The sequence below is a fragment of the Leptolyngbya sp. FACHB-321 genome (assembly GCF_014695975.1).
In the GTDB taxonomy this organism is placed as follows: domain Bacteria; phylum Cyanobacteriota; class Cyanobacteriia; order Leptolyngbyales; family Leptolyngbyaceae; genus Stenomitos.
The window spans coordinates 151,877-167,222 of record NZ_JACJPI010000042.1; the positions used below are offsets into that span (position 1 = coordinate 151,877).

The following is a 15,346-nucleotide window of genomic DNA, read 5'->3' on the forward strand; positions in this document are numbered from 1 at the left end:
TTTTCAAAAGGAGGGTAACGGACTTATAGGAGAGTGCAAAGGTGGAAGGGTGAAAAAGTGGAAAGGTGAGAGCGGCTGTTATTGTGTGAGTACAAAGCTGTACCAGTACAAAATGATTATTACCTTTAGACAGAAGTGCCTTTAGACAGAAGGAGAACCGCCACAGTCTTTGTCATGCTGGAGTGGTACGCATCCATATTTGAATATACCGACAGGCTGAACCAGGTTTGTGATGGCTAAACTGGCTTTATCAGGACAAACAGAAAAGTCAAGACAGTTGACAGCAGAAGCGCAGATGCAAGTTGAGCGGATGCGAGACTTGGAGCTTTTGCTCGCTCATATGCTCAGACAGGAGGATGTGACGCTTAAGTTTATCCTGGACTGCCTTTATGATGTTGGCTCGGTTAACTTGATCAACCAGAAAGTACGTTCTCAGCCGCTTAATCAATTGATGAAGGCGATCGCGGTGATGTCTAAGCCCGCCTTCAAAGTGTTTGCGTTGCGCTGGTTGTATAAAAACTGTCCCAGCTTAATTGCTAACTGGCTACACCAAAAAGTACGCTTCAGTACGCCAAAGACCCAGCCAGCCGTTACCGTAGCGAAAGTAATGGAGGCACAGGAAGCCCCTACACCAGTACCCGCACCGCTAACTGATGCAGCCGCTCAGCCGGTTAGTGCTGCCTTGGCAGTTAATGACGCCCCATCAATAGAGAGCGAGCGTCAAATTCGGCGGCTACAGCAGCGCGTGCGGCTGCTTACTGGCATTTTAGTTGGCGTGGTTTTGCTTTGGGGTGGTTCGGTACTTTTGCCTTACTACAACACTGAACCCGGTGCAGCGCAGTCGCGAGAAAACGTGCAGCACCCTTAGGAATGAGAATTAAATAAGATCGGATTTTATAGGATGTGTAAGGTCATAGCCGTAACGCCTCACCTCCAAAGCTTTTGATGCATGACGCTGCGCTTTTCTGCTATGCCGGAACGGCTTTATACATCCTACGTAACGTGAGTTCGGGATAAGGAATCGCTAGAAGCCCTGATTTTCTGCGGCTTGCCACCACGCTCTCGGTCAAGTTCTTGTCAATAAGTCTCACAGTTGCAAATACTTGCAGTAGCAGGTCTTATTGAGAAAGGGTGACTGGCTGGCTACTTAACTCAAGCTATTCATAGTAGGGGTTTTAGCCTTCGGCTTAACCCGAACTCACGTTACGTAAATACTCGGTTTTATTAAATCCACAATCCTCAGTCGTTGTGAAACAGTAAATACTCCTGCATTGCGATGCATCAGCCACGATTACGGCAGATCGTTCTTGCCTGTCGTCGTTGCACTGGGTTAGCGTTTCGCTGGCGATCGAGTCTGGAGCACCAACGGAGAAGTGCGCCCTTTGCCTCAGCATAAATTGGTTGGTTTTGCGGTACTAATTGCGCTGACACGATCGCCGCATCATAACGTCCCTGTCTACCCCGTTCGCGTGCCATCAACAAAATTTGGCGGCTCCACGACGCGATCTCTTTCTGAGCCTGGGCATACTCTGGTTGACCTGGTTTCACCGTCTTAGCTTCTTGGATCGCAGACGAGTAGGATGATGCCTGACCTGTATTTGCCGCCGCCAGTGCTCTTGCTTTATTTAATGGAGATAGGGCTAATGGTTGGGCGATCGATGCTGCGCCCGTTGTCTGAGCAGGTTGCGCCTGTGTCGTGGCTTCCGGCTTGTTAGGCGAGATCGTTGTTGGAGACAGACGGCTTGCTCCTGAAGCGCCAAAGTCTTGAGCCGTTGCGATGGACTGAGATGGCATCGCTTTCGTCGCAGAGGCTGTAGGGGTTGGAACGGGTAAGCTTGTTTTAGCAGATGGCGATGGCGTTGTCAGCGATGCTACGTCTGGTTGCCCTGTACCAGACGGTGATGAACGCAAGGCAGCAGTACCCGGTTGCTGTCCAGTTGCTGGTGCTTTAGGTGTAAAGGCTGCACAATTGCGTAACAGCACGCCCGCAATCAGCACAACGACAGCCACCCCACCCCACCGCAGCACAGGTCGCCAGAAAAGAGCATCAGGGATTTCGTTCGCGTCCTCGGGATGGTCAGAATACGGCTGTGGCACGGTAGGCACTGGAGGGGGTTGGGCAACTCTATTGTCATGATTTTGGGCAACACTGTCGATAGGCAGCGCTGCATGAATGCTAGGCGCTGACATCCTGCCATTTGTCTGAGGCGAGACGGCGGTCAAATTATTTGGATGGTGTGCGGAGCCATTCGTCGAGACATTGCCATTGCCATTAGATGCAGCAGTAGCATAAGGGGGTAAGTATCCTGATGCCGCGATCGCACTGTCCTTCGTGTCGAGCGATTGCCCATTTGTTGCAACCGACTGCCAACCACTACCATTGGCAGCACCGCCAGACGTTATAGAAGGTATACCTCCATCAGGTAGCGTTCTGGCGGTAGTAGAAAGGGAACCATTCACAGCTACCGCAGAACCACTCTGTAAAGCGGTCTGTGCAGGAGCGTAGCGATCGCCGTTCTGCTGAGTCGCTGCCCCAGGAGCCAGGGGTAGTAGAGGCTGTTGTCGTTTTTCGTCTGGACAAATTGTGACAGCTTGCTGGATCGGTCGCCAATAGTGCTCACTCAACTCTGGCAGGCGATCGTTCAAATACTGCTCCACTGCCGCTAGCGTGGTAGAGCGGTTGTCTCGCAAGCTTTCTAGCAGCGCTGCGGTGAAAAACCCATGTCTCAACGCTGACGTTTCACGCGAGAACTGACCTGACTGGCAGGACAGTATGGTAGGGATGCCTGTGATGCTTGCTAAATGCTCTGTATGGGTGCCGACTGTTTCATACGAACTGCTTTCGTTGCGGTTGATATCTAGCAGCACTAAAACGGTCGCCTCTGCCACCTGCCTCAAGCTGCGAAAAATCGCTTCAAGCGGTATGGCGGTTGTAGCGATCGCCGTTGGGTTGCCTTCGATCGGCATCAAATAATCTTGCCCCTGCTGGCATACGCCATACCCACTAAAAAAGCACCACAGCACATCGCCTGGTTGTATATACCGCTGAATAAGCAGATCAAGCCAGCTTTGAATCGTCTCGCGATCGGGATAGGTCGATTTGCCCCATTGGGGTGGCGAGGTTTCTGTTAGCAGAAGGCATTGTTCAGCCGGAACGCCCCCCGCCTCAACCAAAAATCGGTGGATCGCCTGAGCATCATGCTGGGCATAGCTCAAAGGCTGCAAGAACTCATACTGATTGATGCCAATGCTGATTGCCCAGTGTCTCATGCCAGCCGTCCCAGATATCTCTTGACATAGCATTCCCAGTCATGTCTATCATGACACGCTCACCTCAGAAGGCAAAATACTATTCGCTCAACATCGATCCAGCATGGATTTAATGAGGAAAACTGGCGTAACCGAGACCCAGCCTATCATTTGCACCCGCCAAAAAGCTGTGCCTCTTAATCAGAAGCACAGCCGTTAATAAGGTAGAGGTAGAATCAGTGCTTGAGAAACACGGCTGAACTTAAACTTCGACAGCCTATTTAGCCGCTTGCGCCTTACGCTTCCGCAACACACTTATGCTCAAACCAATCAGCCCTGGCAGCAGTGCAGGAGTGGGAACAGCCGTAGAGCCTGACCTGAACCTTGCATTAGAGGCCTCGACAAGGTTTGTGTCAGTTCCCTGATTATTCCTGGTATTAAGTCGAGCATACTCGCTGTTGAAGAGTATGCCGGGTAAGCTGCCAAATTCTTCCGATTGATTGTAGGCTCTAAAGAAGTTATATCCCTGAGCCGTGTTATCCAACCCAAACACACCAAAAAACTTAGAGGTATAAGAGGCGTTGTAAAAGTCAGGGTCTCTAATGTAATCCTCGAAGCGGACTTCACCACGACCGTTTGAGAAATCAAAGGTGTGACTGTAGCTGCCGCTATTGACAACCAAGCTCATTAAGGAGCCGTATAACCCAGAATACCGGACGCCACCAGGGATGGAAGCGCTGTAAGGCGTAAGGAGAGCATCATCGTAGCTATAAGTCGCTGTATACGAGTCCCCAATACTGACATTGGTTCCCTGAACGTAGCTATAGTCCCAAGTTCCAGTGACGCTGCCTTTAACAATGGCAGCTTGAGTAGGATCGCAACTAAGGATACCGAAGGACAGTAGTGTTGCAACGGCTGCGAAAGAAGTGGATATTCGTTTCCCAAGTGTCATGAAATTCAAGACTCCACACGTTAGAAGGTAATTGGTAGGAGTACCCTGAGAGCGAGACTAGAGGAATGCTCCTCTTTCAAATGTCATTTATTCTTTGCAAATTTGGCTCCCTAGACAGCATCAAAATGCGAGTCGGGTAGTGCGTGGGGAGTGGTTGATGCTACAAAGTCTGAAAAAGGCACCCTAGCGGTGAATCATTGAGGAATTGCTGGCTCATCCAACTTAAATGCCGCTGCTGTAAGATTCTAGCCTGAGCCGTTTTACATGGACATGAATTTCTGCTGAACTTCATCTAGGCAGCGCATTAGGAGATGTAGATTGTACGGAGTGGAAATCACTCTCAGTCACTGCGAGGCTTGCGAATGATTGCACTACACGTTAGCAAGTTGAATTTTGGGCACGCTGAATCATAATGAGGCATCGCATTCTGCAAGTCCCACGCTTCATTGCAACTAGGAGTAATTATGTCGCCCTTCGTGTCACCCCAACTAAATCTTCTCCCGTTGGTCACTGCTCCAGTGGTACGCCAGTTTCGCTACTGGTTGAAACGGCAGACATCAGTGACAAACATGGCAGTGACGCTGGGGCTTGCCGGAGGTTTGATTGCTATTCAAACGATCGCACCCTCTGCCGTTCACGCTTATACAGGGACGGTGAATGTGACGATCGACGTGCAGCCCAGCGAAACCTATGACACGCTAGTACGTCGGGCGGAAGCGATTGCCAGAGCCGCTACACAACGCAGCTTCGATCGTGACATTTTGATGACGGATGTCGCGATCGTTGTGATTGCTCAAAGCGCGACCTCTACTGTGCCAGTGCTGTCACTTACCACAACCCGCTCTCAGTGGCGTGGTCAGCCAGATGCACGTCGTTGGGCAACCTATTACAGCACTGCTAAAGCGCTCTTGGGTATGAACACAGCACCCTCTGGCGCAGGAACAACCGCTCAGCCAACGATTACAACCTCGGCTCCGGCTGCAACTTCCACAGCACCGCAACCGCGATCGACTCCTGCCAATACTTCCACGGCACCCGCAGCGGCTCGTGGTGGCGCAACAACTGGTGCAACGACTGGTAGAACTCAAACACCAACCCCGACCCGCAGCCCTATTCTGCCGCAGCGTATTCCCACTCCAGCAAATATTGGAAAGTAGCAGATAAAAAGCAGGGGAGGCAGGGGAAGCTGAGGAGGCGAGGAAGTGGTTGCAAAGCTCTCCTTCTTCCCGTCTCTTCCTATGCTCCCAATTCTGCCTTGTCTCCTTCTCCCGGTCCCAGGTTTGTTAAGCTCTGTTTCAACTTGGCGGGATCTGCTCCAACTCACGGGTGTCTGTTAAAGCTCCGTGATACCATGCATCCTGTAGCTTCTAGCGATTTTAGGAGAAAACCTTTGGCACTACGGGTTGCGGTTGTCGGTGGCGGTCCAGCAGGCTCCTCTGCGGCGGAAGTTTTGGCAAAAGCGGGTATTGAAACCTATTTGATTGAGCGTAAGTTAAACAACGTGAAGCCTTGCGGTGGAGCTATTCCGCTGTGTATGGTGAGCGAATTTGACCTGCCGCCAGAAATTATCGATCGCCGTGTTCGCAAGATGAAAATGATCTCGCCCTCAAACGTGGAGGTCAACATTGGCGGCACACTGAAGGATGATGAGTACATTGGGATGTGCCGTCGGGAAGTGCTAGATGGCTTTATGCGCGATCGTGCCGAAAAGCTTGGCACTAAGGTCATCAACGGTACGATGCACAAGCTGGAAATTCCCGGCAATGACAAAGATCCCTACACGCTGCACTACGCGGATCACTCCAATGGCAGCCTGGAAGGAACACCCAAGACACTGCAAGTCGATTTGGTGATTGGTGCGGATGGTGCTAATTCGCGGGTAGCGAAAGCGATTGATGCCGGTGACTACAATTATGCGATCGCCTTCCAGGAGCGGATTCGTCTTCCCGAAGACAAGATGGCGTATTACAACGAACTGGCAGAAATGTATGTCGGTGATGATGTTTCGCCCGACTTTTACGCCTGGGTGTTTCCTAAATACGACCACGTAGCAGTCGGTACAGGCACCATGAAGCCCAACCAGGCAAAGATCAAGCAACTGCAAGCAGGCATTCGCGCTCGTGCAGCAGAGAAACTACGAGGCGGCAAAATCATTCGGGTTGAAGCACACCCCATTCCCGAACATCCCAGACCTCGCCGCGTGGTAGGTCGGGTCGCACTGGTGGGTGATGCGGCTGGAACGGTTACAAAGTCCTCCGGTGAAGGCATTTACTTTGCAGCGAAGTCGGCACGGATGTGTGCTGAAGCCATTGTGGAATTTTCTGGCAAGGGCGATCGCGTTCCCACTGAAGCCGATCTTAAGGTTTACATCAAGCGTTGGGACAAGCAATATGGCTTGACCTACAAGGTGCTAGATATTCTGCAAACCGTCTTCTACCGCTCAGATGCGACTCGCGAGGCGTTTGTTGAAATGTGCTCTGACCTTGATGTGCAAAAGCTCACCTTCGACAGCTACCTGTACAAAACAGTTGTGCCAGCGAATCCACTAACGCAGCTTAAGATCACAGCGAAGACGATCGGTAGCTTGATTCGTGGCAATGCGCTTGCACCCTAGAGTCTGAAACGTGGTTGATTGCTAGTTATTCGGTTGCTATTGCGCCATCAACCCATCATTGACGCCTTGGATTCAACCAGCATTAAGGAGTATCTTTAATGCTGGTTGTTTGTGGCTATTTTCCAGCACCGTCCTCTAATACTGATTCTCTGTAGCCAGCACTTTTTGCAAATGCCATGTCTCTAAGATCACCGCTGGGGAACGGTTGGACAGGACTGCAACGGCTCTTTGGCAAAGTCTTCGAGCTGAACCGACTGCAATAGCCGTGACCAACTGTCAACCAAGCGTGGATCTTGAGGATTGGCACGGCGTTGCTGCGCTAGAGTAGCGATCGCATCCTGCCAGATACCTGCGGTAGCGTAAAGAGCAGGGCGATCGCGCACACTTGCTTTTTTAAGTTGGCTGGCTAAGGCAGCAGACGGTTTTATGCGCTGCACCACACCTTCGACAAACGGGTTAACCGATGGTTGGCTAGGATCGCAGAGAAGCGAAAGCTGCCAGTGAAAATCTTTGCCAACCGTCAAAACAGACGTGGTAACGTTGGTCGGTAAGTTGAAACTCACGATGCCTGGTGTGTTTGGCAGCTTAATGACAGTTTTGTAAAGCGTTTGATCATTGCTATCTAACAGTGCGAACTCGGCTGTCTGCGCTTCCGTTCTGGGCACGTACCAGAAAAAGGTGGGACTGCTGGACACAGTGGCACTGAAGTTATTGATCGGAATTAATGGCATGAGTAGTTTTGGTCCCCGCAGGCAAGTACCGCGTGTGCCTGCACCTTCACGTCGTGCAGGGGTGCCGCGCTGAGGTGGGCGATACTCTTGCGCGATCGCCAACAGTGGCGCACTACACATAGCCACGCTTAAAACACTAGATAGGCAGGCAAGCATCAGTTTTCGCTTGTTTTGAAGGCGCATATTTAAGCCGCTTTAACCGTTAAAACCGTTGTTTGGGAGAGGAACTGTAAGACTGACAGCAGGTATAACTACTGACTCGGCATACAGGCTTACGGAAAATTGTGCTGGAGCTTCAGCAGCTAGACAGATATGTTCAGCTTCTCTATCAAACTATGACTGACAATTTGATGTTCTTATTCATACACTCGTTCTAAGCAAAGGTTAAACTTGCTCAACGCTTCAGCTTGCTTAGTTATTAGGTTAGTTGCACCTTGACCAACAACGCTAATCCTTCGACGCACGGGCACGACCTAGCACCCGATAGACATCAACCATTTGCTGTTTGCCTTTGAGGGCAAGTAGCCCCCACGGTTCAACCACAAATTTGTTTTGTAAATGCACGAGGGTTTCTTGGGCAATTAGAATGCGGCACGTTTCTGTCTGACGGTGTTTTTCGTAGCTTTCCAGACGAGAGGCAATGTTAACGCTGTCGCCAATAACGGCATATTCCAACCGCTCTTTACCACCCAAACTACCAGCCACGATCGGTCCAGTAAAAATACCGACTCGCATTTGGGCAAGAGGCTGATTGCGCGTCTGCCAGTCTTGATTAAGCTGATCCAGGCGATCGCCCATGGCAAGCGCACACTCAACTGCAAGGCAGGCATCTTGCGACACTTCGATCGGCGTACGCCGGTTCATGGGTACCCCAAAAACGGCAAGCAAGCCATCGCCTGTGAATTTGTTGATGATGCCCTGATTGGCTTTCACCTCCTCGGTAATGGCACTGAGATACTCGTTTAGCCATTCCAGCAAGTCTTCGGGCAGCAATTGTTCTGAAAGGACGCTGAAGTTGCGAATGTCGGTAAACAGCATGGTTGCAGTCAGCCGTTGCCCTGGTAGTTTGCCAGCCTTAAGCAGGCGATCGCGGCTTTGCCATAGCGCTGTAGCAATTTCTGGCGATGTGTTTTGCCCCAGCAGTTTCATCATCATCATCTGCTGACGCTGCGCTCGCTGTGCCCGGTAGGAGACAACCAGCATGACAACAGTGAGAACACCCACTACAGGCAGAGCAATAGGCACCCAAAGTTGATGCAGAAACAGGGTATAGCAGGTTGCCAGCAGCGTTGTCATTGTAGTGAGCATTGCTAGTGCTAGCCCTAGCGGGTGACGCACAAACCAGGCAAGGCTAGCCCCAATCAGAACCCAAACCCCTAGCCAAAGCATTTCTACCCAATCAGCCCAGTATTCAAAAAGCGATATCTCGTTTGAGGCAGCACTCAGCAACTGACTCACCAGTTGAGCATGAATTACCACTCCGGGCATCAGGGGGTTTTGTGGTTCAGCAGCACTGTAGGGCGTAAGAAACAAATCTTTGGCGCTGCGGGCTGTGGTGCCAATCAGCACAATTTTGCCCTTGACCCAACTAGGATCGATCGCGCCGTTCAATACCTGAGTTAGGGTTACCTGACGTGCCAGCTTGTGACGTGCCCGATAGTTGAGCAAAATTTGATAGCCCCCAGCATCCACCGTTTGGTACGCGCCAGTAGTAGCTTCTAAAGGGATAAATTCGGCAGCACCCAGGCGTAGATGGTTGGTATCACGTCCCGCCTGTGGTGTGATGCCCTGCTGCTTAAGGTGGGCGATCGCCAACCGTAGCGAAAAGGCGTAGAGCGTTGTTGCATCAGTATCAACAAACAGCAGCCCACGACGAATGACACCATCCGGGTCGCTAGCAATGTCGTTAAAACCAACTCGCTCGTTAGGCACACTGGGCGGCGGCTTGACCCCAATATCATCCGCATCTGGAACTTTGGTAATGGCAATGACGTTTGACTGTTGCAGTTGCTTGGCGAGGGCAGCAGTACCTGGCTCCTGGGGCAGATCACGATACAGGTCTAAGCCAATAACGCTGGGCTGTTGCTGCTGCAAGTTTTTTAGGGCTGTTGCGATCGTCAAATCTGAGAGGGGCCACCGCTTTTGTGCTTTGATGTCTGCCTCGGTAATAGTCACAAGCAGCAAGCGTGGGTCAACACCTTGATCGGGGCGCAAACGCACCATCAGATCATAGCTAGCAAGTTCCAGCGGTTGCAGCCAACCCACCTGTCGCATACCTAGTAAAACCCCGGTTACGGACGCACTTGTAGCCACGATCGCTAGCTGCACCATAACGATCGCTGGCAGATGCGTCAACTTTATCCACCCATTGCGGCATCGTTTCAATTTAGCAATCACGGGTACTCTCAGCTTCGCTTCACCACATTGAATATTGAACTGAAGCTGCTGAACGGTGGCTTAACCCCATTTAGTATGGCGTGTATTCTGAGCCGCTCAAAGCGTACCGTTCGTTCTTAACAGTTCAAGCAAGGCAAGCAATGCACCTGGATTGTTCAGAAAATGCAGCAGCCCTTTAAGGCTATACATCCCTTACAGCACAATATCCTGACAACCAGAAAATTTAGCTGTTAACGACTCTCATGCCGATTTCCCTTTCGAGATTACAAGTCCTACTGCACTGCTTGTCTCAATTCAAACAGTGATGGCTATAGATTCTCCCAATGATTCCTCTCAATCCCCCTTCGTAAGGAAGTGCAGGCAGGGGGATCTTGCTTTGTAGGGTGTAAGGGAATTAGTATGACGTGCCGTCTCCACTTATAAGTAGGAGAGTTAGATTAAACATTACTGAGAGACTGGGTTTCGGCTGCGCTCAACCCGCCTACAACCGAACTTAGAGCATTTCGGCTTCGCATTCGACTGAGCGCTCACATCGAAGTCTCAATGCCTCTTATCAATAATTGCGCCAGCTACTCAATAGCTACGCTTATCAACCCTTTGACTGTTTCACTCCGCCTTCTTCAGCGTACGTTCCAAAATTCCTTTAGCAGGCTCGACGATCGCCCAAGTACCGTTTGGCTGCTTGCGTAATGCTGCAAATAAAAGTAACCTGCCACTGCCGATCGCATCGCCCTGACTAACAGCACCGAGACGCGGTTTGTTTAACCCACAGAGGCGAAAGAGATAGGCTGGTACGTCAGGGCTAGAAAAAATCAGGCAACGATTGCTATCAAGCTGGGCGCGACCATCAAAGGGTGCTTAAACAGGGTTACCATCAAGCGCCACAGCAATATCGCCAAGCCCACCGAGAACTTTGCGATCGCCGATCGTATCACCCGGTTGCAGTTCCCAGTTTTGATACAGCTTGATTTTAAGTAGTGCCTCATCACTGGGAGACTTAGCGCAGCCCAACGGTAAAAGCAGCGTTGCGACCAGCAAGCTCATGCTGAGCAGGGCAATCTCCGACCTAGCGAATATTGAAACGATAGCCAGCATATTGCTCACCTTCATAAAGAACGACCAGCCACGTCTGCGGTTCAAACTCTAGCTGGTAAGCCTCCCGCTGCGCTGTTGCACCGACACGCACCTGAAGATCAACGAGTTTGCAATACGGATCTTTCAAAATCTCCTGCACTTTTTGCTTCTTATCGCCCTCTGGCACCGTAAGTAAGCGTGCTAACTGTTGCCTCGACAGCTTCGTTTGTGATTGCACAACTTCCTGGCACAGTTCGCCAGAAGTTTTTTTGCTAAGAAAAGACGGCAGGCTATGCAGGTCTAGCAAAAGCCCAAATGACAGCAACACTACTCCGCCAGCCATTAGCTGCCTTGAATTAAACCGTTCAGACTTTGGGTATTGCATTCGTTCTCCTCATCGATCGCTGTTAGCTAAAAATCCAGCCATCGCTCGGCAGACCAACCAACGCCTTTTAGGTGCTGGAGTCTACCGTCGGGCTGCCTGAAGTACTGACTGATGCGCTGACTATTGGTTAACTAAAATCTGCCACCCAGCAGTAGCCCCAGCATGATAAGAAACAGGCGGTAAATGGAAACGAACCCAGCTTTTGGCACACACATTGCTAGGTATACAGCCGCCGCTGCAGGCGCAAACATCAGCATTAATAACACTGGCGCAAGTGCTGGAACCTGCATGAGTAAAAGTCGCGCTCCCACTCGGATGGCAGCAGCAAGCACAATCCACAAGGCAGCATCCTTCACTCGATCAAGCGAGGTGTGTGGCATCTGGAGAAACCGCCGCAGCTTTAACGCATAACGCCGGATGGTCAAAACATTTGCGGACGAGGAACTGGCAGACGATCGCGGTTCGTGTGAGCGTCCTGTAGGGCGGCGCGGCTCTTGCCGAGGAGTAGCGATCGCAGGTTCCAACGTGTCTCGGCTTGCCAGATAGCGGAGCGCTTGAGCTGTTTCAGCCGCCTCTTGCTGTGCTTTGTGGTCAGTCGCTCCGATGATTGTTGGCTTTTGGCTACCTGTTGGCAGTGTATCGGCACTATAGCGGTAGGTACTGGAGTTAAACGGTTCTACACCAGAAGATGGAACTGACACTTTCATCTCAGGATTAGCAGGCTCAACGGGGTCTTCAATGCTGCTGTGGTGTGCGATCGACCCATCAGGCGGCAGTGTCTCGCCCTCTGCTATAGCGGTTTCTAGTGCTTGCAGTAACTCCTTAATCCGTGCTGCCTGAGCTTCTAACGCTTCTGTGTCGTCATCTGGTGCTGGCATCGGCGGAACCTCTCGCTGAGGCGATCGTGCTGCTGGTCTAGAGGCTTGTCTAGCACTTTTTGAAGCCTTCTTTTTGGGAGACGGTTTATCTGCCTCAAGAAGCGAATCATGGTTCGTAAGGGCTTCGGGCTGTCCAGCACGTGCTTGCTTTCGCTTGCGATCGGCAAGCAGTTGATTAATCCGTTCTGCCTGTGCCTCCAAGCGCTTTAACTCGTCGATATAGGGCTGTCGATGCCCATCCCGCATTTGTCGAAAAGAAAGTGCTTTAGGGTTTGCCACTACTGGCTTACGCTTGGCAGCAGTTTGCTTCCGCTTTGCTGTGGAGCGCTGCGTTTGCGATGGCGGCTCAGAAGGTTGCGGTGCAAAGGCTTCGTACGTTTGACGATGGGGCATCTCTACCACATTTGCCTCTCCTTGCCTTAGAGCAGTATCCGAATCGTCAAACTCTGGATAGGGCTGCTTGGCAAGGTTTATTTCTGTTGGCGATGATCGAAAAGATCTAACGCGTGCGTGAAGTTCGTCCATGGTCGGGGAATAACCAGCTTCTTTAGCCAAACGTCTCTCAACAAAAAGAAACGAATGGCTAGGTCATTGATATTAGTACGATAGTACTACAGAAGCATGGGTAGTGATCATTTTTTTTGCACGACACCTTAAACCGACGCTAGGGAATCGGTGTAGCGTTTAGTAGTCGATCGACGATCACCCGTGCCCTTCGCCCTCCAATTGGAATCATGCGATGAGCGAGTACGTGCGGCGCAAGAAACTTTACATCATCTGGGATAACATAATCGCGATCGTCTAAAAACGCTATTGCCTGGGCGGCACGATATAGAGCAACCGTACCTCTGGGGCTGACTCCCAGTGTGATTTCTTCATCATGCCGGGTTACCCGTACTAAGTTGAGGATGTACTGTTGCAACGATTGATCCACATTTACTAAGGCAGCGCGTCGGCGTAGTTCTTGTACGTCTGCAATCGACAAGCAGGGTTGCAGTTCCTCCAATGCTCCTCTGTTTTGCAAGCGTTGCAGCATTTGCAGTTCTTCTGCTTCTGTAGGGTAGCCCAGCGAGAGCGACAGCATAAACCGATCCATCTGCGCTTCTGGAAGGGGAAAGGTGCCCTGGTACTCTACAGGGTTCTGGGTGGCAATGACAAAAAATGGATTCGGCACCTGACGCGACACACCATCAACTGTCACCTGCTGTTCTTCCATCACTTCCAGTAGCGCGGACTGGGTTCGTGGAGTAGCGCGGTTGATCTCATCTGTTAGCAAAATATTGGCAAATACGGGACCCGGCAGAAACTCAAACGTGCCTTTGCTAGGGTTCCAGATATTTGTCCCGGTGACGTCGCTGGGCAACAGGTCAGGTGTGCATTGAATACGTTGAAATTTGCCATCGATCGATCGCGCGAGTGATTTTGCCAGCAGGGTTTTGCCAACGCCCGGAACGTCTTCTAAGAGAGTATGTCCGCCTGAGATTAGCGCTACCAGCACCAGTCGAATCGCGTCATGTTTGCCGACGATTGTTCGACCCAAATTTTCTGTCAGTGTTTGAATGCGTTCTCTCATGCTGATGCAAGTTCCAAGGGGGCAGTGGAGTGTGAGTAGTTCAGTATGCCCAACTAACACTATCAAGCTAGCGTCGAGACCGCAAATAGGGGTTGCATTATGGCGGCTAGCTTCAAGCTGTGGCGCAGTGTTTTCCAGAGTTTAGGAATCGTTCCGTGCTCTTTCAGGTTGGAAGTGACTACACTGCGAGGAAGGAAACGCGCTATTCCTCTCTGCCAAAGTTCTACCGATGTCATTGGTATCGGCTAGGTACTCCCCCACAGCGCAAACATTGGAAGCGTTAGGCATGCGACGGGTTACAGGAAAATGACCTTGATTACGGGCGATCGCCACTGGCGTCTAACGCTCTAAACATGACTCAAAGGCTCGATCAACTACACCCGTTTCTTCCAGAACAGCACGTTTAGAAGCTTGCATCTCATACCAAGCGTTTCTTTGAGTGCAGCAAGAGGCGATGGCAACAGTATGCCGATCATTATTATGAGCAGATGGAAGCATCGATCGCACCTGCGCATGGTGTGTATAGAGCATCTGACGTTCTTGCAAAATCACCTGCTCCTCAGAGACTGCAATCTAGTACAGACCGATCCGCAAGCGGTGTTGCCATCAACGTCATAGGCAAAATCAATAAATTTTAAGCTATTAACTATCAGTGATCAGCCTGATTTTTCAAGCTGATCATTGACCGCTAATAGCTTAATTAAGTTTAAATTAAGTGCTGCAATTTGCTTACTTTTAGGGTGCGCCGTAGCTGACGGAACTCGCACCTTTTCGCGTTGCACCAGCGGTCGGTTGCTGTACAGAGTGTGAGCGATCGCCATGCCAGGGCTGTTCTTCTGGTTGCCCATTGCCTGCGTTATCTAGAGCTACTTGTTTGTCTTCCCATAATGGGTCAACCGATAGTTCTAGGAGATCTACGACACTGCCCTGCATGGTTCGTTCAGGGCAGCCATCTAAATCGCTGGCTTGGTCTATTGAACAAGCTGAAGTGGCTAATGATGGGTTCATGCCGCTTTTCTGTGCGTTCTGAACACATTCCTCATACCGTCGTCGCTGTAGAGTACATTGACGAGCATATTCTGCTAAGTCTGTTTTAAAAAGTACTGACATAGGTTTGTCCTCCTGAAGATCTTAATTAGTTGCCGAACCAAAAGAAAAGTTAATTTGAGACACATTTTTTAAGGCGCTGATACTCTTTACAAAAGGCAATAGAAAGTGGTTTTTCTATACCATCTGTAGTAGCTGACTTACAATTTCTTAGGTACAGCTTAAACAGTGCCTCAACTTACTTTTAGTACCCAAAAACAAACTATTACTCGCACCTTTAATATGACTCTTTCTTATCTGGTTTTCCATTCTGCGACGAGTGCTAGTCAATTTTTGCGATTGACAAGACTGGGATCGCCCATTGGCTCTGTCTTAGCCGCAAGTTAAGATCTAAGACTAATGATTGCGTTATATAAAGCTCTTTTAAGTTACGCTCGTACAATTGT

The 15,346-nt window shown here is 50.5% G+C and carries 12 protein-coding genes; 3 read left to right on the forward strand and 9 right to left on the reverse strand.

Going from position 1 to position 15,346, the window contains the following annotated elements; translation table 11 throughout:
• Positions 1–232 precede the first annotated feature (232 nt).
• Entirely contained in the window at positions 233–868 is a 636-nt protein-coding gene (locus tag H6F76_RS06455) for a hypothetical protein (protein WP_190506867.1), read from the forward strand.
• Between the two features lie 413 nt (positions 869–1,281).
• Here the strand turns inward: H6F76_RS06455 and H6F76_RS06460 are convergent, their stop codons facing one another.
• Both H6F76_RS06460 and H6F76_RS06465 read right to left on the reverse strand, forming a co-directional pair.
• Positions 1,282–3,270, reverse strand: a complete 1,989-nt coding sequence (locus H6F76_RS06460; RefSeq protein ID WP_190506869.1) for a caspase family protein — start codon at positions 3,268–3,270, stop codon at positions 1,282–1,284.
• Between the two features lie 256 nt (positions 3,271–3,526).
• Complete coding sequence (locus H6F76_RS06465) at positions 3,527–4,201, reverse strand: PTPA-CTERM sorting domain-containing protein (RefSeq protein WP_190506871.1); 675 nt, start codon at positions 4,199–4,201, stop codon at positions 3,527–3,529.
• A 464-nt stretch (positions 4,202–4,665) separates the two neighbouring features.
• On the opposite strand from H6F76_RS06465, the gene H6F76_RS06470 reads away from it, so the two are divergent.
• Together H6F76_RS06470 and chlP are read left to right on the forward strand one after the other, a co-directional pair.
• Positions 4,666–5,358, forward strand: a complete 693-nt coding sequence (locus H6F76_RS06470) for a hypothetical protein (protein ID WP_190506873.1) — start codon at positions 4,666–4,668, stop codon at positions 5,356–5,358.
• 233 nt (positions 5,359–5,591) lie between these two features.
• The gene (chlP, locus tag H6F76_RS06475; protein ID WP_190506875.1) at positions 5,592–6,815 is read left to right on the forward strand and encodes a geranylgeranyl reductase; all 1,224 of its coding nucleotides are present in this window, start codon (positions 5,592–5,594) and stop codon (positions 6,813–6,815) included.
• 188 nt (positions 6,816–7,003) lie between these two features.
• Here chlP and H6F76_RS06480 read toward each other — a convergent pair whose 3' ends face one another.
• The 7 genes from H6F76_RS06480 to H6F76_RS06510 all read right to left on the reverse strand — a co-directional run bounded on the left by H6F76_RS06480 (position 7,004) and on the right by H6F76_RS06510 (position 14,963).
• Complete coding sequence (locus tag H6F76_RS06480) at positions 7,004–7,666, reverse strand: DUF928 domain-containing protein (protein ID WP_190506877.1); 663 nt, start codon at positions 7,664–7,666, stop codon at positions 7,004–7,006.
• Between the two features lie 327 nt (positions 7,667–7,993).
• Positions 7,994–9,943 (reverse strand): adenylate/guanylate cyclase domain-containing protein, encoded by a 1,950-nt coding sequence (locus H6F76_RS06485; protein ID WP_199321959.1) that lies wholly within the window; start codon positions 9,941–9,943, stop codon positions 7,994–7,996.
• Positions 9,944–10,801: 858 nt separating this feature from the next.
• A complete protein-coding gene (locus H6F76_RS30315; RefSeq protein WP_199321960.1) occupies positions 10,802–10,987 on the reverse strand; it encodes a hypothetical protein in 186 nt (61 codons plus the stop codon).
• Between the two features lie 22 nt (positions 10,988–11,009).
• Positions 11,010–11,402 carry a hypothetical protein gene (locus tag H6F76_RS06495; protein ID WP_190506880.1) on the reverse strand — a complete coding sequence of 131 codons (393 nt, stop codon included), beginning with the start codon at positions 11,400–11,402 and terminating at the stop codon, positions 11,010–11,012.
• A gap of 131 nt (positions 11,403–11,533) precedes the next feature.
• A complete protein-coding gene (locus H6F76_RS06500) occupies positions 11,534–12,805 on the reverse strand; it encodes a hypothetical protein (protein WP_190506881.1) in 1,272 nt (423 codons plus the stop codon).
• 139 nt (positions 12,806–12,944) lie between these two features.
• Positions 12,945–13,853: a MoxR family ATPase gene (locus tag H6F76_RS06505; protein ID WP_190506883.1), complete on the reverse strand. Its 909-nt coding sequence runs from the start codon at positions 13,851–13,853 to the stop codon at positions 12,945–12,947.
• A 735-nt stretch (positions 13,854–14,588) separates the two neighbouring features.
• Positions 14,589–14,963 carry a hypothetical protein gene (locus H6F76_RS06510; protein WP_190450447.1) on the reverse strand — a complete coding sequence of 125 codons (375 nt, stop codon included), beginning with the start codon at positions 14,961–14,963 and terminating at the stop codon, positions 14,589–14,591.
• Positions 14,964–15,346: the final 383 nt, after the last annotated feature.

Bases quoted from the DNA above. Each gene is read 5' to 3' on its own strand.
- H6F76_RS06455 (WP_190506867.1), top strand. From the start codon at position 233: ATGGCTAAACTGGCTTTATCAGGACAAACAGAAAAGTCAAGACAGTTG.
- H6F76_RS06460 (WP_190506869.1), bottom strand. From the start codon at position 3,270: ATGAGACACTGGGCAATCAGCATTGGCATCAATCAGTATGAGTTCTTG.
- H6F76_RS06465 (WP_190506871.1), bottom strand. From the start codon at position 4,201: ATGACACTTGGGAAACGAATATCCACTTCTTTCGCAGCCGTTGCAACA.
- H6F76_RS06470 (WP_190506873.1), top strand. From the start codon at position 4,666: ATGTCGCCCTTCGTGTCACCCCAACTAAATCTTCTCCCGTTGGTCACT.
- H6F76_RS06480 (WP_190506877.1), bottom strand. From the start codon at position 7,666: ATGTGTAGTGCGCCACTGTTGGCGATCGCGCAAGAGTATCGCCCACCT.
- H6F76_RS30315 (WP_199321960.1), bottom strand. From the start codon at position 10,987: ATGAGCTTGCTGGTCGCAACGCTGCTTTTACCGTTGGGCTGCGCTAAG.
- H6F76_RS06495 (WP_190506880.1), bottom strand. From the start codon at position 11,402: ATGCAATACCCAAAGTCTGAACGGTTTAATTCAAGGCAGCTAATGGCT.
- H6F76_RS06500 (WP_190506881.1), bottom strand. From the start codon at position 12,805: ATGGACGAACTTCACGCACGCGTTAGATCTTTTCGATCATCGCCAACA.
- H6F76_RS06505 (WP_190506883.1), bottom strand. From the start codon at position 13,853: ATGAGAGAACGCATTCAAACACTGACAGAAAATTTGGGTCGAACAATC.
- H6F76_RS06510 (WP_190450447.1), bottom strand. From the start codon at position 14,963: ATGTCAGTACTTTTTAAAACAGACTTAGCAGAATATGCTCGTCAATGT.